The sequence below is a fragment of the Microbacterium sp. NPDC079356 genome (assembly GCF_049545465.1).
Taxonomy (GTDB): domain Bacteria; phylum Actinomycetota; class Actinomycetes; order Actinomycetales; family Microbacteriaceae; genus Microbacterium; species Microbacterium gawkjiense.
Genome location: NZ_JBMWDN010000001.1, coordinates 746,452 through 769,306, shown reverse-complemented (window position 1 = coordinate 769,306; position 22,855 = coordinate 746,452). Strand labels below are relative to the sequence as shown.

The window sequence follows — 22,855 nt, the reverse complement described above, 5'->3', positions numbered from 1 at the left end:
GGACCTCAGAACGTTGTTGGATGAAGTCCAATTATAGTTCTGCCATGAGCACCAGGTACCGGACCGAGGCGATCAACGACGACGGCGGGACGGGTGTCAGCCGGGTCGTCGGCGGCCTGGAGGTCGCGGTCTCGAACCCGCTGAGCCCCGATGCGGACCTGTCGCGCAGCAATCCCGAGCAGTTGCTCGCCCTCGCCTGGGCCACCTGCCTCGACGCCACCCTGCAGGCGATCGTGAAGGCCGCGCACCGGACTCGGGTCCGCGTCGAGGTCGAGCTCCACGACTCCCCGGAGCGCGGCGGCTACGAGTTCCACGTCACCGCTTTCGTCTCCGCCGAGGGACGCACCCTCGCCGAGACAGAGGAACTCGTCGCTGCCGCCCACCATCGATGCCCGATCTCCCGCCTGCTGCAGGGTGCGGCGACCGTCGGCATCCGTGCGGAGGAGTGGGCCTCCTAGCGGTCCACGGCGAAACCGAGGTGCGGCATGTCGACGCCTCGGTAGCGGGTGACGAAGCGGCGACGGACCGTCATCCCGAGGCGGATGGCGACGTTCATGGACGCGATGTTCGTGTCGCGGACTTTTGCCCACACGGTCGGGGCGTCGAGGTTGCGGAAGGCCCAGTCGCGTGACGCCGCGGCGGCCTCGGTCGCGTATCCCCGATGCCAGTGCGCCCGCTGGAAGAGGTACCCGACTTCCAGGACCTCGACGTCTTCGATCCGCTGGCGGGTGATCCCGCACTGGCCGATCATCCCGCCCGGCTCGGCGGCGAGCTCGACCGCCCAGAGCCCGAACCCGTCCTCCTCGTAACGTTGCAGGTTGCGATCGAGCCACGCCCGGCACTCCGCCTCGGCGAAGGCCCCTTCGTAGGCGGTCATCGCAACCGGGTCGGTGAGGATCGTCCGGAGCGCCGGCAGATCGTCTTCGCCCATGTCTCGGAGAACCAACCGGGCAGTACGCAGCCTCATTCGCCGGTCCGGACGTCGATCCCGAGGGATGCCGCGAGCGCGAGTGCGTGCGAGGCCGCCTGGTCGGCGGTCACGGTCACGCCGCGCAGCATCCGGACATCCGTGAACGACAGCACCTCGGCGCCGCGCAGGTCGACGTCGCTCGCCTGCCACTCCCGCAGGTCCATCTCGTCGACGGCCGTGTCGGCGAACCGCAGGCGCTCGACGCGGGCGCCCGGCAGGTCGAGGGTGCCGATGCGGCATCCGCTCACCTCGACGTCGCGCAGGGTCGCGCCCCCACCCGTCAGGTAGTCGACCCGCACGCCGTCGAGGACGAGCCCGTCGCACCGCGCTCGCGAGAGGTCGAGCGTGCCGATCCGCCCGCCGCGCACCACGACCGTCCGCCACGTCCCCTCGCGGGCGACCAGCTCGGCTGTCGACACCGCGTCGAGGACGACGTCCGCCAGGATCGCGCCGGTCAGATCGAGGGAGTGGACGGATGCCGGGGCCACGACGCTCTCGCTGATGCGGCTGTGCGCGGCATCCGTCGTTCCGGGGTCGAGGTCGATGCGCGCCTCGGAGAACGCGCCCGACCGGCGCAGCGTCGCGGGTTCGAGCGCGCGGGGCAGATCGGGATCGGGGATGCGGGGCGGCTCGGGACGGGTGCGGGGGCGGGCCATGACGCCAGGCTATGCCGACGGTATGATTGTGGACATCAGCACCGATCCGGCCATCACCGGGGAGCTCTCGGAAGAACAGCGGTCCGCCGCCCAGTAGAACCGAGCGGGGCAGGCCCGTCATCGCCGCAGGTGAGTGGGTGCCCCCGGATCCGGGTGGCATCAAGCGGGGTGGTACCGCGGTCTCCGGATCGTCCTCGCAGGAGCAGACCTGCAGGAGTGACATGACCTACCCCCGACCTTCCGCCTTCGGCCCGGCCGCCGACGCGCCCGCGGCCGTCGTCCCGAGCCCGCGCTTCCCCGACCTCGAGCGCGAGGTCCTCGCGTTCTGGGAGCAGGACGACACGTTCCGCGCCTCGATCGCGCAGCGCGACGGCGCCGACGAGTGGGTGTTCTACGACGGTCCGCCGTTCGCCAACGGCCTGCCGCACTACGGGCACCTCCTCACCGGGTACGCGAAGGACCTCTTCCCGCGCTTCCAGACCATGCGCGGCAAGAAGGTCGACCGCGTCTTCGGGTGGGACACGCACGGCCTCCCCGCCGAGCTCGAGGCGATGAAGCAGCTCGGGATTACGGAGAAGAGCGAGATCGAGGACATGGGGATCGCCGCCTTCAACGCGAAGGCGCGCTCCTCCGTGCTCGAGTACACGCAGGAGTGGGAGAACTATGTCACCCGGCAGGCCCGCTGGGTCGACTTCGAGCGCGGCTACAAGACGCTCGACACCGGGTACATGGAGTCGGTGCTGTGGGCCTTCAAGGAGCTCTACGACAAGGACCTCGCCTACGAGGGCCACCGCGTGCTGCCCTACTGCTGGCGCGACGAGACGCCGCTGTCCAATCACGAGCTGCGCATGGACGATGACGTCTACAAGATGCGCCAGGACCCGTCGGTGACGGTGACCTTCCCGCTCGTCGGCGCGAAGGCCGAGACCCTGGGCCTCACCGCCGTCCGCGCACTCGCCTGGACGACGACGCCGTGGACCCTGCCGACCAACCTCGCGCTCGCCGTCGGACCCGACATCGAGTATGTGGTCCTGCCCGGCGGTCCCGCCGGCGCCGCCGACGTTCACGAGGACGCCCTCGAGGGGCAGTCCCACCGCTACCTGCTCGCCGCCGACCTCCTCGCGAACTACGCGAAGGACCTCGGCTACGCCTCCGCCGAGGAGGCGCGCGCCGCCGTCGACCAGACCGTCCGCGGAGCGGAGCTCGCCGACGTCGCGTACGACCGCCTGTTCGACTACTACGCCGACGAAGAGACGTGGGCCACGCAGAACGCCTGGCGCATCCTCGTCGACGACTACGTCACCACGACCGACGGCACCGGCATCGTCCACCAGGCCCCGGCATACGGTGAGGACGACCAGCGTGTGACGGGGGCCGCCGGCATCCCGCTCATCATGAGCCTCGACGACGGCGGACGCTTCCTGCCGCAGGTGACCGACGTCGCCGGCGAGCTGTGGATGGACGCGAACCGTCCCCTCATCCGCCTGCTGAAGGCCGAGGGGCGCCTCTTGCGCGAGGCGTCGTACGAGCACTCGTACCCGCACTGCTGGCGCTGCCGGAACCCCCTCATCTACAAGGCCGTCTCGAGCTGGTTCGTGCGGGTCACCTCGATCAAGGACCGCCTCGCCGAGCTCAACGAGCAGATCACGTGGGCGCCCGAGAACGTCAAGCACGGACAGTTCGGCAAGTGGCTCGAGGGCGCGCGCGACTGGTCGATCAGCCGCAACCGGTTCTGGGGCTCGCCGATCCCGGTGTGGAAGAGCGACGACCCCGAGTACCCCCGCGTCGACGTCTACGGTTCGCTCGAGGACCTCGAGCGCGACTTCGGTCGCCTGCCGGTGAACGAGGCCGGCGAGGTGGACCTCCACCGCCCGTTCATCGACGACCTGACCCGGCCGAACCCCGACGACCCGACCGGGCAGTCCACGATGCGCCGCATCGAGGACGTGTTCGACGTGTGGTTCGACTCCGGCTCGATGCCGTACGCGCAGGTGCACTACCCGTTCGAGAACCGCGAGTGGTTCGACGAGCACGCCCCCGCCGACTTCATCGTCGAGTACATCGGGCAGACCCGCGGCTGGTTCTATGTCATGCACGTGCTCTCGGGTGCGCTGTTCGACCGTCCCGCGTTCTCGGGCGTCGCCTGCCACGGCATCGTCCTCGGCAGCGACGGGCAGAAGATGTCGAAGTCCCTGCGCAATTATCCGGACGTCAGCGAGGTCTTCGACCGCGACGGCTCCGACGCGATGCGCTGGTTCCTGATGAGCTCGTCCGTCTTGCGCGGCGGCAACCTCGTCGTCACCGAGGAGGGCATCCGCTCTGGCGTGCGCGAGTTCCTCCTGCCGCTGTGGAACGCCTGGTACTTCTTCTCGACGTACGCGAACGCGGCCGGCGGACCCGACGGCGAGGGGTACGAGGCCGTCTGGCGCACGGACTCCACGAACGTCCTCGACCGTCACATCCTGGCGCTCACCGGCGACCTCGTCCGCGACGTCGCCGCCGACCTCGAGGCGCTCGACTCGACGATGGCCGCCGCCAAGCTCCGCGAGTTCGCCGAGGCGCTCACCAACTGGTACATCCGCCGCTCCCGCGACCGGTTCTGGGTGGGGGTGGATGCCGCCGACCCGAGCACGACCGAGGCGTTCGATACGCTCTACACGGTGCTCGAGACGCTCACCCGCGTCGCAGCGCCCCTCATCCCGCTCGTCGCTGAGCGCGTCTGGCAGGGACTCACCGGGGGTCGCAGCGTGCACCTCGAGGACTGGCCCGACGCCGCGCGGTTCGCCGCGGCATCCGACATCCGCGAAGCCATGGACACCGTGCGCGAGGTCTCGTCGGTCGCCAACGCGCTGCGCAAGAAGGAGGGCAAGCGCGTGCGTCTGCCCCTCGCGTCGCTGACGGTCGCCGTGACGGGCGCCGACGGACTCGCGCAGTTCGAGGACATCGTCCGCGACGAGCTCAACGTCAAGGCGGTCGAGGTCGTCGAGCTCACCGACGGCCTGGCCGAGCAGTACGGCATCAGCCAGCGTCTCGCGGTCAACGCGCGCGCCGCGGGGCCGCGCCTGGGCAAGCAGGTGCAGCACGTCATCAAGGGCGCCAAGGCGGGCCTGTGGAGCGAGGAGGGCGGCGTGGTCGTCGTCGACGGCATCGCGCTCGAGCCGGGGGAGTACGACCTCACGCTCGAGGCGGGCGGCGTCGCCGAGGGCACCGCGATCGCGCTCCTTCCGCGCGGCGGCTTCGTCCTGCTCGACACCACGACGACGCCCGAGCTCGAGGCCGAAGGCCTCGCGCGCGACGTCATCCGCGCCGTGCAGGACGCCCGCAAGGCGGCCGGATTCGAGGTGAGCGACCGCATCGCGCTGCAGCTCACCTTCGCCGACCGTGCCGACGCCGAAGCCGTCGCCGCGGCGTTCGACGTCGCCGACGTCGCGGGCGAGACGCTGTCGGTCGCCGACCTCGTCGCGACCGCCGACGGCGACACGCTGCGCGGCGAGGCCCTGCGCTCGAGCCCCGAGTACACGGTATCCGTCCCCGCCGGCACGTACGCGAACGCCGGCGACCTCACCATCGGCGTCCGCCGGATCGGAGCGACCTCATGAGCGACCGGACCCGAGCGGATGCCGTGTACGCGGCGCTCCTGCAGCGGCAGGGCGAGCGGTGGGTCGAGCCCCGCGTCGAGCGCACCCGTCGTGCCCTCGAGCTCCTCGGCGACCCGCAGCGGACCTACCGCGTCATCCACGTGACGGGCACGAACGGCAAGACGTCGACGAGCCGCATCGCGGAATCGATCGTGCGCGCCCACGGCCTGCGCACGGGGCTGTTCACCAGCCCCCACCTCGAGCGGTTCACGGAGCGGATCATGATCGACGGCGAGCCGATCGCCGACGCCGCGGTCGCCGACGCGTGGGACGAGATCGCTCCGATCGTCGCGCTGGTGGACGAGGAGCTCGACGGCAAGGGCGAGCCGCCGCTCACCTTCTTCGAGCTGCTCACCGTGCTCGCCTTCGTTTCGTTCGCCGACGCCCCCGTGGACGTCGCCGTGATCGAGGTGGGCATGGGCGGTGCGTGGGACTCGACGAACACGGCCGACGGCGACGTCGCGGTCCTCGCCCCCATCGACATCGACCACGCCGACAAGCTCGGCGACACGATCGCCGAGATCGCGACGGTGAAGGCCGGGATCATCAAGCCGAACGCGGCTGCCGTCTCGGCGGCGCAGCAACCCGCCGCCCTCAGCGTGCTGACGACGGCCGCGCGGGCTCAGGGTGCGTCCCTGGCCGTCGAGGGCGAGCAGTTCGGCCTGCTCGACCAGAAGCTCGCGGTCGGCGGTCAGCTGCTCACGGTCCGCGGACTCGCCGCGACCTACGAGGAGCTGTATCTGCCCCTTTACGGCGCGCACCAGGGGCGCAACGCCGCCCTCGCGATCGCCGCGGTCGAGTCGCTCATCGGCGGTGGCACGCAGCCGATCGCCCCCGATGTGCTGGCCGACGGACTCGGCGCCGCCACCTCGCCGGGGCGCCTGCAGCTCGTGGGAGTCGCGCCCACCGTGCTCGTGGACAGCGCCCACAATCCGCATGGCGCGCGATCGCTCGTCGCAGCGCTCGGCGAGTCGTTCGACTTCGACGAGTGGGGCCTCGTTCTCGGCGCCTTCGCCGACAAGGACGTCGCCGGCATCGTCGGCACGCTCGCGCCCGCCGTCGCGCACGTGTTCGCCACGGCGCCCGAGTCCGACCGGGCGGAGGAACCGGATGCCGTCGCCGACCTCGTCGAGCAGACCGAGACACCCGTGACGGTCCACCGCGACCTCGCCGATGCCGCCGAGGCCGCGCGTGCGTGGGCCGCGGCATCCGACCGCCGGGCCATCGTCATCGCCGGCAGCGTCGTGCTCGCCGGCGAAGCCGTCGTGCTCGCCGAGGCGGAGGACTGGAAGTCGGGGTACGAGGCGTGAGCGGGCCGCGCGGGCGCCGCCGGCGCGGCGCCCGGGAATCGCTCCTCTCGGTCATCCTCGGGTTCGAGTCGATCGTCGCGTTCCTGGCCGGTCTCGCGGTCTACGGCCTGCGCGCGCTGCCCGAGGGCATCGAGCCGTGGTGGGGGATCGTCGGCGGCGTCGTCCTCGGCCTCCTGATGATCGCCCTCGCAGGGGTCACCCGGTACCGCTGGGCGGTCATCGCCGGCGGCGCTCTGCAGGTCGTCATCGCGCTCGGGGCGATCCTCGTGCCCGCGCTCCTCATCGCGGCGGCCGTTTTCGGCGCGTTGTACGTCTATGGCACCATCAAGGGCGGCGCGCTCGATGCGCGCAACGCCTCACTCGCCGCCGAGGCGGAGAAGAACGGAGACTGACATGGCCACCGAACAGACCCTCGTCCTGGTGAAGCCCGACGGGGTCGCCCGCGGACTCACCGGCGCGATCCTCGCCCGCATCGAGGCGAAGGGGTACTCGCTCGTCGACATCCGCCTCGTCGAGCCCGACCGTGAGCGTCTCGAGCAGCACTACGCCGAGCACGCCGGCAAGCCCTTCTACGAGCCGCTGCTCGAGTTCATGATGTCGGGGCCCTCGGTCGCCATCCGCCTCGCCGGCAACCGCGTCATCGAGGGGTTCCGCTCCCTGGCCGGCACCACCGACCCGACCACGGCGGCACCGGGCACCATCCGCGGCGACTTCGGCCGCGACTGGGGTCTCGCCGTCCAGCAGAACCTCGTCCACGGCAGCGACAGCGTCGAGTCCGCGAACCGCGAGCTCGCCATCTGGTTCGACTGACCCGCGGTCAATGAGAGCGCCCGTCCCGTCATCGGGGCGGGCGCTTCGTCGTGTCAGCGCGTGAACTCCGAGATCCAGTCCAGCTGCACCTGCGCGATCACCCCGATGATGGCGAAGGCGACGATCGCCATGAGCGGCGTCCACGCCATCAGGGCGTCCGCGCGACGGCGTGCGGCCGCGGAGGCCGGCAGCGCGCCGACCCGCACCAGATGCACGGCGACGGCGAAGAACGTCGGGATCGTCACCGACCACGTGACCATGCACCAGGGGCAGAGGGTCGCGAGCACGAAGATGCTCTGCGAGATGAGCCAGAGGACGAAGGCGAAGGCGGCGGTGACGCCGACCCCGAACAGCACCCAGAACCACCGCGCGAAGCGCGCGCCGGCCAGCAGCGCCGCACCGACGATGATCGGCGCGACCCAGCCCGTCAGTCCGAGGATCGGGTTCGGGAACCCGAACACCGACCCCTGCGCCGATTCGAGGTTCTTGCCGCATTGGACGAGCAGGCTGATGTCGCAGGATGCCGCCGACCCGGGATTCTCGAGGAGATGGAAGCGCTCGGTGGTCAGCTGGAAGGCGGCGAACCAGCCCACGACGCCGGCGAAGATGAGCCACAGGGCGAACACGGTCGGGCGGGAGGTGCGGCTCGGGGAGGGCATGCGGGCGATTATCGCACCGCGCGTGATCCGCTCCCTGAGGCGCCGGCCGTGCAGATCCGAGGGCGTCGGTCACGGCTCCGGCTCGGGAAGTGGGATAATGGGGGTCGACGTCCCCGCGGCCGCGCCGCCAGGATGTCACCAGAAGACTTCGGGCGAGCAACGCCCGCGCAGCATCACCCCGCCGCGAGTGCGGGGATCGGCTGCAGACCAGATGAGTTCGCGGCACACCTCCGAGACCGGAGCGGAGCCGCCCGATTTTCGCCGGACGGCACGCGGAGCCGTCGGCTGGGAGTAAGCCAGAGATGGCAGATGAGACGAACGACACGACAGCATCCGATGCGACCGAGGGCGTTCTGACGCCTCACGACGCCGACGGCGGGACCGAGACCGGTCAGCCCGTCGAGGCGGAGTCGCAGCCCGCCGAGCCGACCGAGGACGCGCCCGCGGAGGAGGCGCCCGCGGAGGAGGAGCCCGTGACCGAGACGCCCGCGGCGGAAGCGCCGGCGGCACCGGAAGAGCCCGCCGCCCCCGCGATCCCCACCGCCGTGAGCCTCGGTCTGCTCCCGGAGCGGTTCGTCTCCGCGGTGTCGACCGCGCTGCACTTCTACGCCCCCGAGGTCGCCCCGCTCCCTGCCCTGTCGCGCGACGATCGTGACGACCGCGACGACGCCGGAGCCGAGGCATCCGGGGGATCGCGTCGCCGCAACCGCCGGCGCGGCGGCGGCAACACGTCCGAACAGAACGACGAGCCGGCGGCGCCGCGTCGTCGCGTCGTCGAGGTCATCACCGAGCCGCAGCGCATCAAGGGCTCGACGCGCCTCGAGGCCAAGAAGCAGCGTCGCCGCGACGGACGCGAGGCGGGCCGTCGGCGCGCCGTCGTCACCGAGGCGGAGTTCCTCGCGCGCCGCGAGTCGGTCGACCGCGACATGATCGTTCGTTCGCGCGGCGGCCGCATCCAGATCGCCGTGCTCGAGGACAACGTCCTCGTCGAGCACTACGTCGCGCGCAACCAGGATGCCTCCCTCATCGGCAACGTCTATCTCGGCCGCGTGCAGAACGTGCTCCCCAGCATGGAGGCGGCCTTCGTCGACATCGGTCGCGGTCGCAACGCCGTGCTGTACTCGGGCGAGGTGGACTGGGATGCCGTCGAGACCGGCAACCAGCCGCGCCGGATCGAACTCGCCCTCAAGTCCGGCGACCGCGTCCTCGTGCAGGTCACCAAGGACCCCGTCGGCCACAAGGGTGCGCGACTGACCAGCCAGATCTCGCTCCCCGGCCGCTACCTCGTGTACGTGCCCGGCGGAGCGATGAACGGCATCTCGCGCAAGCTCCCCGACACCGAGCGCGCCCGCCTCAAGAAGATCCTCAAGGAGGTCCTCCCGGAGTCCTCGGGCGTCATCGTGCGCACCGCGGCGGAGGGAGCCACCGAGGAGCAGCTCACCCGCGACGTGCAGCGCCTCACCTCGCAGTGGGAGCACATCAGCACGCAGGCTCAGACGGGCCAGGCGCCCGCGCTCCTGCACTCCGAGCCCGACCTGCTCGTCAAGATCGTCCGCGACGTCTTCAACGAGGACTTCCGCAAGATGCTCATCCAGGGGGATGAGGCGTACCAGACGATCACGTCCTACCTCACGGGCGTCGCCCCCGACCTGCTCGAGCGCATCGAGAAGTACGAGGGGGAGCAGGACCCGTTCGACGTGTTCCGCGTGACGGAGCAGATCGAGAAGGCGCTCGACCGCAAGGTGTGGCTGCCCTCCGGCGGATCGCTCGTCATCGACCGCACCGAGGCCATGACGGTCGTCGACGTCAACACCGGCAAATTCGTCGGCACGGGCGGCAACCTCGAGGAGACCGTCACCAAGAACAACCTCGAGGCTGCGGAGGAGATCGTCCGCCAGCTGCGGCTGCGCGACATCGGCGGCATCATCGTCGTCGACTTCATCGACATGGTGCTCGAGTCCAACCGCGACCTCGTCCTGCGCCGCCTCGTCGAGTGCCTGAGCCGCGACCGGACGAAGCACCAGGTCGCCGAGGTCACCTCGCTCGGCCTCGTGCAGATGACCCGCAAGAAGATCGGCCTCGGGCTGCTCGAGACCTTCAGTGAGGCGTGCGAGGTGTGCGCCGGTCGCGGCGTCATCGTGCACCACGACCCGGTCGTCAAGCACCGCACTTCGTCGGGCGGGGGCAACGGCAACGGCAACAACCGGCGCCCGCGTCAGAACGGCGGCTCCGCGCCGGCGCAGAACGGCGCCGCCGCCGCACCGGCACCCGGCGGCACGCACGTGATCACCGAGGGTGTGAAGTCCGCGCTCGCGCAGATCGCGGCATCCACCATCCAGCCGCACGAGGAGCCCGCCGCCGTCGTCGCGGAGGAGCCCGTCGCTGAGCGTCCCGAGCGGCCCAAGCGCCCGCGCCGCAAGAAGGCGGAGCCCGCCAAGACCGACGCCGACCGCCTGCTCGACTCGGTGCTCGAGGCGCTGCCCGAGCCGAAGGCGCCCGGTCAGGGGCGCGCGCGTCGTCGCGTGACGACCGCCGCGCTGACCGGCACGCCCGTCCAGACCCCGACCGAGGACTGAACGCGCACGTCACCGTCCGCGGCGCTCGCGGGCGGTGACGCGCAGTCCCGAGGCGATCAGCCGACGGACCAGGTCGTGCGCACTCACGCGTTCCGCGCCGCCCGCCACGAGGCGGTCGATCGCGTCCTCGGGGACGTCGTAATGGTCGCGGTCGAAGGCGCGGGGCGGGATGCCGTGGGTCGCCGCGAAGGCGTGGAGCTCGTCGAGGTCGTTGTCCGACACCATGTGGGCCCAGAGCCTGCCGTGCGCCGGCCACATCGCGGAGTCGACGAGGATGGCCATCCGCCGATCATATGACCGCACCGCGCGAGGGGGACCGGCCGCGGCGCGCCGGGCCGCGCTTTTGCCCTGACTGCGGCGATCGGGTATTCTGGCTCCTTGGTGCGTCACGTGTCGCAGGCAGTTGCGACGCAGAGCCTGGCTTCCGCACCACGACTTCCAGTCTCATCAGACAATCGGAGCCGAGCGCTCCACAGAAGAAACAAGGTGTGAAGTGGTTTACGCAGTTGTGCGCGCCGGTGGCCGTCAGGAGAAGGTCCAGGTCGGCACCATCGTCGTCCTCGACCGTCAGGCGGCGAAGGTCGGCGACAAGATCGAGCTCCCCGCCGTCCTGTTCGTCGACGGCGACGCCGTGACGACCGACGCCGACAAGCTCGCGAAGGTCAAGGTCACCGCCGAGGTCCTCGGCGAGGAGCGCGGCCCGAAGATCGTCATCCAGAAGTTCAAGAACAAGACCGGCTACAAGAAGCGCCAGGGCCACCGCCAGGACCTCACGCGCGTCAAGATCACCGGCATCAAGTAAGAAGCCGAGAGGACACGAGAGATGGCACACAAAAAGGGCGCAAGCTCCACCCGTAACGGTCGTGACTCCAACGCACAGCGCCTCGGCGTGAAGCGTTTCGGCGGCCAGCAGGTCCTCGCCGGCGAGATCATCGTCCGTCAGCGCGGCACCCACTTCCACCCGGGCGCCGGTGTCGGCCGCGGTGGCGACGACACGCTGTTCGCGCTGGCCGCGGGCGCGGTCGAGTTCGGCACGAAGGGCGGCCGCAAGGTCGTCAACATCGTGTCGGTCGCCGAGTAATCGGACGCAATCCTTCACGAGGGGCGGGCTACGGCCCGCCCCTCGTCTTTTCCCCTGATAGGAGACATCGCATGGTGACGTTCGTCGACCGCGTGACGCTGCATCTGCGCGCGGGCAAGGGCGGCAACGGCTGCGTCTCTGTCAAGCGCGAGAAGTTCAAGCCGCTCGCCGGCCCCGATGGCGGCAACGGCGGGCACGGCGGTGACATCGTCCTCGTCTCCGACCCGCAGGTGACGACGCTCCTGTCGTACCACCACTCGCCGCACCGCTCGGCCGGCAACGGCGGGTTCGGCATGGGTGACCACCGCTCCGGCGCGAACGGCGAGCCCCTCGAGCTCACCGTCCCCGTCGGCACGGTCGTCAAAGACGACAACGGTGAAACCCTCATCGACATGGCGACCCCCGGCATCCGCTTCGTGGTCGCGCCGGGCGGGCAGGGCGGTCTCGGCAACGCGGCGCTCGCGAACCCCAAGCGCAAGGCCCCCGGCTTCGCGCTACTCGGCACGCCCGGCTGGGAGGGCGATGTCCACCTCGAGCTGAAGACGGTCGCCGACGTCGCCCTCGTGGGCTTCCCGTCCGCCGGCAAGTCGAGCCTGATCGCGGCGATCTCCGCCGCGCGGCCCAAGATCGCCGACTACCCGTTCACGACGCTCCACCCGAACCTCGGGGTCGTCCAGGCCGGCGATGCGCGGTACACCGTCGCCGACGTGCCCGGCCTCATCGAGGGTGCCAGTGAGGGCAAGGGTCTGGGACTCGAGTTCCTGCGTCACGTCGAACGCTGCACGGCGCTCGTGCACGTCCTCGACTGCGCGACGCTCGAGCCCGGTCGCGATCCCCTCAGCGACCTCGACGTGATCCTCGCCGAGCTCGGGGCCTACCCCGTGCCCGAGGGCCAGGTGCCCCTGCTGGAGCGTCCGCAGCTCGTCGCACTCAACAAGCTCGACGTCCCCGAGGCGAAGGACCTCGCCGACCTCGTCCGGCCCGAGCTCGAAGCGCGCGGCTTCCGCGTGTTCGACATCTCGACCGTCAGCCGCGACGGTCTGCGTCAGCTGACCTTCGCGCTCGGCGAGATCGTCGAGGAGCACCGCGCGGCCCTCGCTGCCGCGCCCGCGCCGGAGCGCGTCGTGATCCGCCCGAAGGGATCGACGAAGGACTTCGAGATCCGCGTCGAGGGCGGCACGTACGGCAACATCTTCCGCATCCTCGGCGACAAGCCGGTGCGGTGGGTGCAGCAGACCGACTTCCAGAACGAGGAGGCCGTCGGATTCCTGGCGGACCGCCTCGAGAAGCTGGGCGTCGAGGACGGCCTCTTCAAGGCCGGCGCGCAGGCCGGGTCGACGGTCGTGATCGGCCCCGGTGACGGCATCGTGTTCGACTGGCACCCGTCCCTCGGGTCCGCGGCCGAGCTCATGACCGCGCCGCGCGGCACCGACCCCCGACTCGATCTGAACCCGCGTCGGACGACGTCCCAGCGCCGTGACCGCTATCACGAGCGGATGGATGCGAAGGCCGAGGCCCGCGCCGAGCTCGAGTCCGAGCGCCTCGCGGCCCGCGGGGAGGACGAGGACGCGTCGTGACGCTGCAGGACCGCGCGGGCCTCGCCGGCGCACGCCGTGTCGTGGTGAAGGTCGGGTCGTCCTCGATCAGCGGTGAGAACGCCGGCAAGATCGGACCGATCGTCGATGCCCTCGCCGAGGCGCACGCGCGCGGCACCGAGGTCGTGCTGGTCTCCTCCGGCGCCATCGCCACCGGCATGCCGTTCCTGCTCCTCGACGCGCGTCCGAGCGACCTCGCCACGCAGCAGGCGGCCGCCGCGGTGGGGCAGAACGTCCTCATCTACCGCTACCAGGAGGCGCTGCGCCCGTTCGAGATCGTCGCGGGTCAGGTCCTGCTGACGGCGGGCGACCTCGAGAACCCGACGCACCGCTCGAACGCGCGACGCGCGATGGAGCGATTGCTGGGTCTGCGGATCCTGCCGATCGTCAACGAGAACGACACCGTCGCGACCCACGAGATCCGCTTCGGCGACAACGACCGGCTCGCCGCCCTCGTCGCCCAGCTGATCGGGGCCGACGCACTCGTGCTGCTGAGCGACATCGAGACGCTCTACACCCGCCCGCCCGACGAGCCCGGCGCCGTCCCCATCACGCGCGTCGACTTCGGTGACGACCTCGCCGGGTACCAGTTCGGCTCCGTCGTCGTGAACAGCGTCGGCACCGGGGGAGCGGCCACGAAGGTGTCGGCGGCCCGGCTCGCGTCCGCTGCGGGGATCGCGGTGCTCGTCACGAGCGCCGATCTCGTGCACGCGGCGCTCCGCGGCGACGAGGTGGGCACGTGGTTCGCGCCGAACCCGCATCCGGCCGCGCCGTCGATCACCGGGTCCGTGCGGGTTCCCGAGGCCTGACACGGGGGGAGCGGCGGCATCCGTCCGCTCTAGACTTGGCGGATGACGATCACCGCGACCACCCCCCAGGAGCGCATGCACGCGGCGCGCACCGCGTCCCGGTCCCTGGGTCTGTTGACGGATGCCGCCAAGGCCGACCTCCTGCGCTCGATCGCCGCCGCGATCGAGGCGAACATCGCGCCCATCGTCGCCGCCAACGCCGAGGACCTGGCGCGCGGCCGCGCCGACGGCCTCTCGACCGGCCTGCTCGATCGGTTGACGCTCGACGATCAGCGGGTGCGCGCCCTCGCTGCCGCCGTGCGCGACGTCGCCGAGCTCCCTGACCCCGTGGGTCGCGTGCTCGATGAGCGCGTCCTGCCCAACGGATTGCACCTGCAGAAGGTGTCCGTCCCGTTCGGGGTGATCGGCTCGATCTACGAGGCCCGCCCCAACGTGACCGTCGACATCGCCGCCCTCGCGCTGCGGTCGGGCAACGCCGTGGTCCTTCGCGGCGGGAGCGCTGCGCAGTCCTCGAACGCGGCCCTCATCGCCGTCATGCGCGGCGCCCTCGCCGAGGCCGGCGTCGACCCCGAGGCCATCCAGACCGTCGACGACTTCGGTCGGGACGGCGCGCGGGCGCTCATGCGCGCCCGCGGACTCGTCGACGTCCTCGTCCCGCGCGGCAGCGCGCAGCTGATCGAGACGGTCGTCACGGAGTCGTCGGTGCCGGTCATCGAGACCGGTGCGGGCGTCGTGCACATCGTCCTCGACGAATCGGCTCCGCTCGAGTGGGCGACCGACATCGCCGTCAACGCGAAGGTGCAGCGCCCCAGCGTATGCAACGCCGTCGAGACTCTGCTGGTGCATCGGGGCGCCGCCGAGCGCCTCGTGCCGCCCGTGGTGGCCGCTCTGCAGGCCCAGGGGGTCACCGTCCACGGCGACGACGCCACCGCGGCACTGGCGGCCGATGTGGTCCCCGCGACGGAGGCCGACTGGGCGACCGAGCACATGAGCCTCGACATCTCGGTGCGTGTCGTCGACGACCTCGACGAGGCCCTCGCGCACATCCGGCGCTACTCGACACAGCACACCGAGTCGATCATCACGGCCGACGACGCGGCCGCGGAGCGGTTCCTCGCCGAGGTGGATGCCGCGGTCGTCATGGTCAACGCGTCGACCCGTTTCACCGACGGCGGCGAGTTCGGCTTCGGCGCTGAGGTGGGCATCTCGACGCAGAAGCTCCACGCGCGGGGCCCCATGGGCCTCCCGGAGCTGACGACCACCAAGTGGCTGGCGCGGGGCGCCGGGCAGATCCGCTCCTGACCACCTAAACTGTTCCTGCACCCGACCCCTCGAACGGAGCCCGAATGAATCTCGCGACGACCATCGTTTCCGCTGCGGCGGAGGCCGAGCACCAGGGCGGCAACGTCATGGCCACGACCTTCGTCTACGGTGTGGTGGCCTTCGTGCTCTTCCTGCTGCTCGCGCTCGTGTCGGTGTCGTACCGCAACGTGGCGAACCGCCACGCGCACAAGGCCGAGGCGTACGCCGCGAAGAACCCCGTGCAGCAGGCGGGCCACGGCCACCACTGAGGCCGTGTCCATGGCAACCACGCGCGCACCGCGTATCGGTGTGATGGGCGGCACGTTCGACCCGATCCATCACGGCCACCTCGTGGCGGCGAGCGAGGTCGCTCAGTCGTTCGATCTCGACGAGGTCATCTTCGTCCCGACCGGTCAGCCATGGCAGAAGTCGGGCGTCTCCTCGGCGGAGCACCGGTATCTGATGACCGTCATCGCGACGGCATCCAACCCGATGTTCACCGTGAGCCGCGTCGACGTCGACCGGACCGGGGCGACCTACACGATCGACACCCTGCGGGACCTCAAGGCGCAGCGGCCCGACGCCGACCTCTTCTTCATCACCGGGGCCGACGCCATCGCGCAGATCCTCGGATGGCGCGACGTCGCCGAGCTGTGGGAGCTCGCGCACTTCGTGGCGGTGTCGCGTCCGGGGCACACGCTCAGCGTCGACGGGCTGCCGGCTGAGGACGTCAGCAAGCTCGAGATCCCCGCCCTGTCGATCTCCTCCACCGACTGCCGCGCTCGCGTGAGCCGTGGACACCCCGTCTGGTACCTCGTCCCGGATGGCGTCGTCCAATACATCGCGAAGCATCACCTGTATCGGAGCAAGGCATGAGCACACCTGACCAGCCGAGCACTCCGCCGCTCACCCGGCGCCAACTGCGCGAGCTGCGCAACACGGCATCCACGCCCATCATCACCCCCGAGCAGGCGCAGGCGGATGCCGAGATGTCGGATGCCGCCGCGGAGGAAGCGGCCGAGGCGGCCGCCGCCCACGAAGCCGAGGTCGCGCCCGAGCGGACGCCGATCGCGCTCGACGGTCTCTCCGACCTCGACCCGGACGCGCGTCCCGTCACGCGGCGACAGGCGCGTCTGCTGGAGAAGCTGCGCACCGGCACCGTCGAGGTGATCCCGACCGACACCGGCGACGTCCCCACCTCGGAGACCGAGGCCGACGCCGGAGATGAGGCGCCCGAGGATGCTCCCGACGTCGTCGACGCCGAGGACATCGAACACCTCGAGGAGCCTGCAGCGGCGGACGAGCCTGCTGTCGATGAGCCCGCGGACGAGATCGAGGCCGAGCCGCTGCACGGAGCCGTCGACGAGGACGCGCACGGAGCCGTCGACGAGGTCGCGCACGATGTCGACGAGGACGCGCACGATGTCGACGACGAGGAGCCCGCGGCCCACGGCGACGAGTCTGCGGAGCACGAGAATCTCGCCGAGGAGGAGCGCGCACAGGACGACGCGCCCGCAGAGGCGGGAGCCGACGAACCGGCCGACGCCGCCGCCGCCGAACCCGCGGAGCGCAAGGAGACGGAGGCGCACGACGAGGAGCAGGAGCCGGCGCGCGTCGTCGCGCCCGATCTCGGCGCGCAGCTGCTCGAGGACGGGGCGGCGCACGTCGAACTGCCGCCGTCGTTCGACCACCTGCTGACCCGGGGAGGGAGCGGGTCCGCCTCCGCGCCGAACGCCCTCATCCTGTCGCAGACGCCCGACACCGGCTCGCTGTCGGTCCCGATCCTCGGTACCGGTGAGTTGATCATCACGGGCAGCTACCAGCTGCCCGACACGTTCGGCTCGACCGGTGGAGCCCCCGGGGTCTCCGACGGGAAGGATGCCGACGCCGCCCTCATGGACGGGGAACTCCCGCCGGCGTCGTCGCCCACCCCGATCGCCGCGTCGGCCGCGATCAGTACGATCAAGAGTGCGGATGACATCATCCGCCCCCCGGCGCCCGAAAAGGGCAGCCGCCTCATGATGACACTCGCGATCTGCGCCGGAGCCCTCGGGCTCGCCATCGCGACAGTGCTCGTCCTCATCCTTGTGAACGGAAGTTTCTGATGGTCGCTGCAGAGCACACGCACGAACTCGTCCAGGTGGCCGCCTCCGCCGCCGACAGCAAGGGCGGCACGGATCTCGTCGCCTTCGACGTCTCCGGTCCGCTCCCGCTCATCGACGCGTTCCTCCTCGTGACGGGAAACAGCGAGCGCAATGTTGCCGCCATCGCCGACGAGGTCGAGGACAAGATGCTCGAGGCCGGGCAGAAGCGTCTGCGCCGCGAAGGGCGCGACGAGTCGCGTTGGGTGCTGCTGGACTTCGGCGACCTCGTCGTGCACGTCTTCCACGAGGAGGAGCGGGTCTTCTACGGGCTCGAGCGCCTGTGGAAGGACTGCCCGGTCATCCCTGTGGCGATCGCGGAGCCGACTCCGAGCGAGTGACGATGTCGCCTCGTGTTCAGAGCACTCCTCGGCGTGTAGTAAGCTGAATGAGTTGCCGCGAGCGGCGACCAAGGGCCTGTGGCGCAGCTGGTAGCGCACCTGCATGGCATGCAGGGGGTCAGGGGTTCGAGTCCCCTCAGGTCCACCAAACACCCCGGTTCGCCGGGGTTTTTGTGTTTCGCGGAAAGGTGGGCGTCCACCCTGGGCATGAGATGGTGAGCGCATGGCACCGGCCGCAGGAGGAACCCGTGGAGCGCACGTCGACCCAGATGAAGATGATCCTGGCTCTGTTCGCCGCGGTCCTCATACTGTCCGCCCTCGCGGCGATCAGAGCCGTTTGGATCCCGCAGCCGGAGCTCAACCCTTTCGCGACGAATGGGGAGCTCATCGGGTACTTCTTCGCGCTGCACTCCGCCGGTGGGTTGGTCGCCTTCATCATCGTGCTGCTGCTCGCGGACAAGGGTGACGGCGATTCCGCACCGTTGACTGCTGCATTCCTCGCGAATCTCGTCCCGGCCAGTGTCGGTCTCGCCGTCGCCGGCTTTTTCGGCAACGGGGGCACCGTTGCGATCTTCGTTGCTGCGGTGGCGCTCGTCGGTACTCTCACCTTCTGGCTCGTCCTCCGCGCTTTTCGTCGTCCTTTCGGGCCTCAGCACCCGTAACACCTGGGCTCGGCGAGCGGGGCCGTACCGGTGGGACGTGCGAACGACACGTCAACGGCTGTCGTGATTTGCCGGGCCCGTGACGGGCGGGATGCCACCATGGTGCGCATGACCCGGGGAACCCGATGAACACTCCCCTGCCCTCGACGCTACGGCTGATCCTGATGAGGCCGCGCGATCCGCACGAGCCGGGGCGGGCGGCATCCTCTCTCAAGTTGCTTTTCGATCTCGTGTTCGTCGTCGCGGTGAGCATCTCGGCGGATCAGCTCCACCTCACGCTCGCGGAGGATCGCGTCCTCGACGGCGTGATCAGCTACGCAGCCGTGTTCTTCAGCATCATCCCCGTCCCGATCGCGTTGACCGCCGTCATCCTGGCAGGGGTCGTCGCCGTCCTGGTCTGGCGCTCGCCCGTCGCGTCGAGCCGGGAGGTATCAGAGCCCGTCGTCTGAGTCCGGGTCGTCCTGCGCGAGCTGCGCATCGACGGTGAGGTCACCGTCCTCGGGGACGTGGAACCGCTCGTCGGGGTCGACGGCCGCCCCGTTGTCGGATGCGCCCTCGGGGGCGGGCGGGAGGCCCTCCTGTTCACCGCCGATGAAGCGGTCGAGCTCGGGGGAGTGCGAGGTGCTGTCAGCGCTCACGATGATCCTTTCGACTCCGCCAGTCTCGCGGCGCAGGCGACGAGGGTCGAGGGCTTGACGTCGGCGTCGATGCCGACCGCGTGCCCTCTGACGTTCGACGCTCGCGGTGAGTAACCTCGTGCCTGGCTCCGCCCTCGCGGAGCTGAGAACGGAGAAACGATGAAGTTCTTCCAGAGGCTCGGCCGGTCGCTCATGCTGCCGGTGGCCGTCCTTCCCGTCGCCGCGATCCTGTCCGGCATCGGCTATTGGATCAAGAACGCCAACGGCGGCGCCGACAACATCGGCTCCGCGTTCCTGAGCGCGGCCGGCGGCGCGCTCCTGGACAACCTGGGGCTGCTGTTCGCCGTCGGTGTCTCGATCGGGATGGCGAAGAAGTCCGACGGCACCTCCGCCCTCGCCGGCCTCGTTTCGTGGCTCACCGTGACGACCATGCTGCGCCCGGCCACGATGGCGGCCCTCACCGGAGCCGCGGTCGAGGACGTCGACCCCGCGTTCACGAAGATCCAGAACGTGTTCGTCGGCATCATCTGCGGCCTGATCGGGGCGTGGTGCTACAACCGCTTCAAGGACACGAAGCTGCCGGACGCGCTGTCGTTCTTCTCGGGCAAGCGCTCCGTCGCGATCGTCACCGCCGGGCTCTCGCTGGTCCTCGCGATCGTGCTCATGTTCGTGTGGCCGTTCGTCTACGGAGGCCTCGTCGGTTTCGGCGAGTGGATCGTCACGCTGGGGCCGGTGGGCGCCGGTATCTACGGATTCTTCAACCGGCTGCTCATCCCGCTCGGGTTGCACCACGCGCTCAACTCCGTGTTCTGGTTCGACGTCGCGGGCATCAACGACCTCAACAACTTCCTGCAGGGCTCCGGCGGGGACGGTGTCTATGGCGTCACCGGGCAGTACATGACGGGCTTCTTCCCCATCATGATGTTCGGCCTGCCCGGCGCGGCGCTCGCGATGTACGTGACCGCCAAGACGACCCGGCGCAAGGTGGCCGCCGGCATCCTGCTCTCGGGAGCCATCTCGTCGTTCTTCGTCGGCGTCACCGAGCCGCTCGAGTTCTCGTTCATGTTCCTCGCGCCGTGGCTGTACCTCATCCACGCGGTGTTCATGGGCATCTCGCTGTTCGTCTCGGCGATCCTCCCGGTGCGCATGGGCTTCGGCTTCTCGGGCGGATTCATCGACCTCGTCCTGGGGTGGGCGAATCCGCTCGCCGAGAACCCCTGGATCATCCTGATCATGGGACCGATCTGGTTCGCGATCTACTTCGTGGTCTTCCGCTGGATCATCCGACGGTTCGATCTCAAGACGCCCGGTCGCGAGGACGACGACGCGCTGGAGGACGAGGGGACGGATGCCGCGCCGCGCGGCGACTTCCATGCGACGGCGGAGCGGTTCGTCGAGGCCCTGGGCGGTCGCGAGAACATCGTCGAGCTCGACAATTGCGCGACGCGTCTGCGCATGGAGATCGCTGACGTCGCGCGGGTCGACGACGCCGCCCTCAAGCGCGCCGGTGCGGCGGGGACGATCAAGCCGGGTGGGCACTCCGTCCAGGTCGTCTACGGATTGAACGTGCAGTTCGTGAAGGACGCGATGGAGGACGTTTTGGCGGGTCGCGCCGTGTCGGCGGCGCCCGCACCCACGACCGGCACCGCTGTCGCACAGGCGACGCAGGCTCCGGATCTCGTCCGGCTGCGCCCGCCGGTGGCCGGGCGCGTGCTGGCGCTGTCGGAGGTCCCCGATGAGATGTTCGCCGGCGGGACGATGGGGCCGGGAGTCGCGATGGACCCGACGGGCGACGTGATCTCGGCGCCCGCTGATGGCCGCGTCGAGAGCGTGTTCCCGACCGGGCACGCGATCGGTCTGCGCCTCGACGACGGGACGGAGCTGCTGATCCACGTCGGGATCGACACCGTCGCGATGGAGGGCGACGGATTCGAGACACTCGTGACCGCCGGTCGGCGCGTGACGGCGGGTGAGCCGCTGGTGCGCTTCGACCGGGCGAGGATCGTGGCCGCGGGGCTCTCGCCGATCACGCCGATCGTCGTCCTCAACAACCCGGCGGCGCGCGTCGAGCTCGGGTGAGACCGGGGTCAGCCGATCCGTGCGAGGAGCGCCGCACGGATCGGCTGCGCCCTCGCCGTGAACTCGCGCTGGGCGGCGACGTAGTCCGCCTTCCCTTCGGGTGTCTCGACGGGGACCGCGCTGTACCCCCACCCGGTCAGATCGTAGGGCGACGCACGCATGTCGAGTTCCCGGATGTCGCGCGCGAGCTCGAACGCATCGAGCATCAACTCGCCGGGCACGAGCGGCCCCAGTTTCACGGCCCACTTGTAGAGATCCATGCCTGCGTGCAGACATCCCGGCTGTTCCATCTGCGGCTGCGTCTCCCGCGTCGGGGCGAAGCGGTTGCGGGGCACGGCGTCGGGCGTGAAGAACCGGAACGCGTCGATGTGCGTGCACCGCACATCGTGCGCCTCGACGACGGCATCCGTCCCTTCCGCGCCGAGTCGGAGGGGGACCGGATGCCGCGTGTCCCGGTCGCGGTACACCATCGCCCACTCGTGCATGCCGAAGCAGCCATACGATGCCGTGCGTCCCAGGGCGCCCGCGAGGATGCCGCGGATCGCTCGGACGAGCGGGCGTTTCTCGGTGAGGAACGCCTCGGTGTCCGCGCCGACGACGCCGCCCTCGGCGCGGTACCACCGCCAGGCCGCGTGGGGTGCGTCGGCCGCGTCGTCGAGCGCGACGTCCCGCCCGGGATGCCACCGCCGCAGCAGGGAGGGTTTGTACGAGTAGTACGTGTACAGGAAGTCGTCGACGGGATGCGTCTCGCCGCGCGCCGCCCGCTGACGGCGCCCGGCGGTGAGCGCATCCGTGCGGGCGGCGTGCGCCCGCATCCGCTCGGTCCAATCGGACCGGTCGAGCACGGTCGCGGTGGCGGTCGTCACGAGCGGGTCAGACGGGCTCGATGAGGTCGGGCGAGTCGTTGCGGACGTTCCCGACGGCGTTCGAGACGACATGGTCGGTCAGGCCGGCGACCACCTGGTCCGCGGCGTCGACGGCCGCGTCGAGCAGGTCGCCCACGTTGTCGACCTCGGTGTCGAGCCAGGCGTCGGCGAAGTCGGCATCGAGGAACAGCGGCATCCGATCGTGGATGGAGCCGAGCGGATCGATGGCGGCGCGCGTGAGGATGGTGAACGAGAGCAGCCAGCGGCTCGGATCGTCCTCGGCCTTCGCGGGATCCTTCCACCATTCGTAAAGCCCGGCGAACAGCAGGGGCGAGCCGTCGGCGGGGTGGATGAAGTAGGGCGTCTTGCCCTCGTCGGTGGTCTGCCACTCGTAGTAGCCCGTCGCCGGCACGATCGCGCGGCGCTTGATGAGGGCCTGCCGGAACATCGGCTTGTCCTCGAGTTCCTCGGAACGCGCGTTGAACGCCCGCGCACCCACCTTGACGTCCTTCGCCCACGACGGCACGAGACCCCACCGCGCCGGCTCGAGGCGCCGCGTGGGCGGATCGGTCTTGGCCGAGTCGAGGACGATCGCGACCTGCGCCGTGGGAGCGATGTTGTAGGACGGCGCCGGGAGGTCGTCGCTCTCGACGTCGACGCGCAGCACGCCGACGAGCTCGGAAGCGACATTCGCGACGACGAAGCGACCACACATGTCGGAC

25 protein-coding genes and 1 tRNA gene are annotated in these 22,855 nt (G+C 70.3%); 19 read left to right on the top strand and 7 right to left on the bottom strand.

Annotated elements, in window-relative coordinates:
* The first annotated feature begins 44 nt into the window (after window positions 1–44).
* Complete coding sequence (locus ACPEH0_RS03890) at window positions 45–458, top strand: OsmC family protein (protein WP_217531495.1); 414 nt, start codon at window positions 45–47, stop codon at window positions 456–458.
* Here the strand turns inward: ACPEH0_RS03890 and ACPEH0_RS03885 are convergent.
* Complete coding sequence (locus ACPEH0_RS03885; protein ID WP_217531494.1) at window positions 455–967, bottom strand: GNAT family N-acetyltransferase; 513 nt, start codon at window positions 965–967, stop codon at window positions 455–457. The genes ACPEH0_RS03890 and ACPEH0_RS03885 overlap by 4 nt on opposite strands.
* Window positions 964–1,626: a hypothetical protein gene (locus tag ACPEH0_RS03880; RefSeq protein WP_217531493.1), complete on the bottom strand. Its 663-nt coding sequence runs from the start codon at window positions 1,624–1,626 to the stop codon at window positions 964–966. The genes ACPEH0_RS03885 and ACPEH0_RS03880 overlap by 4 nt, the downstream gene beginning before the upstream one ends.
* Window positions 1,627–1,847: 221 nt before the next feature.
* On the opposite strand from ACPEH0_RS03880, the gene ileS reads away from it, so the two are divergent.
* The 4 genes from ileS to ndk are packed head-to-tail and all read left to right on the top strand — an operon-like array spanning window position 1,848 to window position 7,384.
* On the top strand, window positions 1,848–5,225 hold the full coding sequence (gene ileS / locus ACPEH0_RS03875; RefSeq protein ID WP_366212967.1) for an isoleucine--tRNA ligase: 3,378 nt from the start codon (window positions 1,848–1,850) through the stop codon (window positions 5,223–5,225).
* On the top strand, window positions 5,222–6,574 hold the full coding sequence (locus tag ACPEH0_RS03870) for a bifunctional folylpolyglutamate synthase/dihydrofolate synthase (RefSeq protein ID WP_366212968.1): 1,353 nt from the start codon (window positions 5,222–5,224) through the stop codon (window positions 6,572–6,574). The genes ileS and ACPEH0_RS03870 overlap by 4 nt, the downstream gene beginning before the upstream one ends.
* Window positions 6,571–6,966, top strand: a complete 396-nt coding sequence (locus ACPEH0_RS03865; protein ID WP_366212969.1) for a DUF4233 domain-containing protein — start codon at window positions 6,571–6,573, stop codon at window positions 6,964–6,966. The genes ACPEH0_RS03870 and ACPEH0_RS03865 overlap by 4 nt, the downstream gene beginning before the upstream one ends.
* 1 nt (window position 6,967) lies before the next feature.
* The gene (ndk, locus tag ACPEH0_RS03860) at window positions 6,968–7,384 is read left to right on the top strand and encodes a nucleoside-diphosphate kinase (RefSeq protein WP_064002219.1); all 417 of its coding nucleotides are present in this window, start codon (window positions 6,968–6,970) and stop codon (window positions 7,382–7,384) included.
* 53 nt (window positions 7,385–7,437) lie between these two features.
* Here the strand turns inward: ndk and ACPEH0_RS03855 are convergent, their stop codons facing one another.
* Window positions 7,438–8,043: a vitamin K epoxide reductase family protein gene (locus tag ACPEH0_RS03855; RefSeq protein ID WP_366212971.1), complete on the bottom strand. Its 606-nt coding sequence runs from the start codon at window positions 8,041–8,043 to the stop codon at window positions 7,438–7,440.
* A gap of 302 nt (window positions 8,044–8,345) precedes the next feature.
* Between ACPEH0_RS03855 and ACPEH0_RS03850 the strand changes: the two genes are divergently transcribed.
* A complete protein-coding gene (locus tag ACPEH0_RS03850) occupies window positions 8,346–10,619 on the top strand; it encodes an Rne/Rng family ribonuclease (RefSeq protein WP_366212972.1) in 2,274 nt (757 codons plus the stop codon).
* 9 nt (window positions 10,620–10,628) lie between these two features.
* Here ACPEH0_RS03850 and ACPEH0_RS03845 read toward each other — a convergent pair whose 3' ends face one another.
* On the bottom strand, window positions 10,629–10,901 hold the full coding sequence (locus ACPEH0_RS03845) for a DUF4031 domain-containing protein (RefSeq protein WP_217531489.1): 273 nt from the start codon (window positions 10,899–10,901) through the stop codon (window positions 10,629–10,631).
* 211 nt (window positions 10,902–11,112) lie between these two features.
* Here ACPEH0_RS03845 and rplU point away from each other — a divergent pair, with 211 nt between their 5' ends.
* From rplU to ACPEH0_RS03785, 12 genes are all read left to right on the top strand, one after another.
* Window positions 11,113–11,421 (top strand): 50S ribosomal protein L21, encoded by a 309-nt coding sequence (gene rplU / locus ACPEH0_RS03840; RefSeq protein WP_064002215.1) that lies wholly within the window; start codon window positions 11,113–11,115, stop codon window positions 11,419–11,421.
* Window positions 11,422–11,442: 21 nt separating this feature from the next.
* A complete protein-coding gene (rpmA, locus tag ACPEH0_RS03835) occupies window positions 11,443–11,700 on the top strand; it encodes a 50S ribosomal protein L27 (RefSeq protein ID WP_064002214.1) in 258 nt (85 codons plus the stop codon).
* A gap of 71 nt (window positions 11,701–11,771) precedes the next feature.
* The gene (gene obgE, locus ACPEH0_RS03830) at window positions 11,772–13,277 is read left to right on the top strand and encodes a GTPase ObgE (protein ID WP_217531488.1); all 1,506 of its coding nucleotides are present in this window, start codon (window positions 11,772–11,774) and stop codon (window positions 13,275–13,277) included.
* Window positions 13,274–14,104 (top strand): glutamate 5-kinase, encoded by an 831-nt coding sequence (proB, locus tag ACPEH0_RS03825; protein ID WP_064002212.1) that lies wholly within the window; start codon window positions 13,274–13,276, stop codon window positions 14,102–14,104. The genes obgE and proB overlap by 4 nt, the downstream gene beginning before the upstream one ends.
* 42 nt (window positions 14,105–14,146) lie before the next feature.
* Complete coding sequence (locus ACPEH0_RS03820; RefSeq protein ID WP_217531487.1) at window positions 14,147–15,406, top strand: glutamate-5-semialdehyde dehydrogenase; 1,260 nt, start codon at window positions 14,147–14,149, stop codon at window positions 15,404–15,406.
* A gap of 44 nt (window positions 15,407–15,450) precedes the next feature.
* Window positions 15,451–15,675, top strand: coding sequence for a hypothetical protein (locus ACPEH0_RS03815; protein ID WP_217531486.1), 225 nt, complete (start codon window positions 15,451–15,453; stop codon window positions 15,673–15,675).
* Between the two features lie 10 nt (window positions 15,676–15,685).
* Window positions 15,686–16,282 (top strand): nicotinate-nucleotide adenylyltransferase, encoded by a 597-nt coding sequence (gene nadD / locus ACPEH0_RS03810; RefSeq protein ID WP_064002209.1) that lies wholly within the window; start codon window positions 15,686–15,688, stop codon window positions 16,280–16,282.
* Window positions 16,279–17,511: a hypothetical protein gene (locus ACPEH0_RS03805; RefSeq protein WP_366212973.1), complete on the top strand. Its 1,233-nt coding sequence runs from the start codon at window positions 16,279–16,281 to the stop codon at window positions 17,509–17,511. The genes nadD and ACPEH0_RS03805 overlap by 4 nt, the downstream gene beginning before the upstream one ends.
* Window positions 17,511–17,888: a ribosome silencing factor gene (gene rsfS, locus ACPEH0_RS03800; RefSeq protein ID WP_366212974.1), complete on the top strand. Its 378-nt coding sequence runs from the start codon at window positions 17,511–17,513 to the stop codon at window positions 17,886–17,888. Before ACPEH0_RS03805 ends, rsfS begins: the two co-directional genes overlap by 1 nt.
* Window positions 17,889–17,960: 72 nt before the next feature.
* Window positions 17,961–18,036 (top strand) — tRNA-Ala (locus tag ACPEH0_RS03795).
* Between the two features lie 100 nt (window positions 18,037–18,136).
* Window positions 18,137–18,550, top strand: a complete 414-nt coding sequence (locus ACPEH0_RS03790) for a hypothetical protein (protein ID WP_366212975.1) — start codon at window positions 18,137–18,139, stop codon at window positions 18,548–18,550.
* A 125-nt stretch (window positions 18,551–18,675) separates the two neighbouring features.
* On the top strand, window positions 18,676–18,999 hold the full coding sequence (locus ACPEH0_RS03785) for a hypothetical protein (protein ID WP_254632211.1): 324 nt from the start codon (window positions 18,676–18,678) through the stop codon (window positions 18,997–18,999).
* On the opposite strand, the gene ACPEH0_RS03780 is transcribed toward ACPEH0_RS03785, so the two are convergent.
* The gene (locus ACPEH0_RS03780) at window positions 18,982–19,188 is read right to left on the bottom strand and encodes a hypothetical protein (RefSeq protein ID WP_217531482.1); all 207 of its coding nucleotides are present in this window, start codon (window positions 19,186–19,188) and stop codon (window positions 18,982–18,984) included. The genes ACPEH0_RS03785 and ACPEH0_RS03780 overlap by 18 nt on opposite strands.
* A 159-nt stretch (window positions 19,189–19,347) precedes the next feature.
* Here ACPEH0_RS03780 and nagE point away from each other — a divergent pair, with 159 nt between their 5' ends.
* Window positions 19,348–21,267, top strand: coding sequence for an N-acetylglucosamine-specific PTS transporter subunit IIBC (nagE, locus tag ACPEH0_RS03775; RefSeq protein ID WP_366212976.1), 1,920 nt, complete (start codon window positions 19,348–19,350; stop codon window positions 21,265–21,267).
* 8 nt (window positions 21,268–21,275) lie between these two features.
* Here the strand turns inward: nagE and ACPEH0_RS03770 are convergent, their stop codons facing one another.
* On the bottom strand, window positions 21,276–22,082 hold the full coding sequence (locus ACPEH0_RS03770) for a 3-methyladenine DNA glycosylase (RefSeq protein WP_254632219.1): 807 nt from the start codon (window positions 22,080–22,082) through the stop codon (window positions 21,276–21,278).
* A gap of 58 nt (window positions 22,083–22,140) precedes the next feature.
* Window positions 22,141–22,848 (bottom strand): SOS response-associated peptidase, encoded by a 708-nt coding sequence (locus tag ACPEH0_RS03765; RefSeq protein ID WP_366212977.1) that lies wholly within the window; start codon window positions 22,846–22,848, stop codon window positions 22,141–22,143.
* Window positions 22,849–22,855 lie beyond the last annotated feature (7 nt).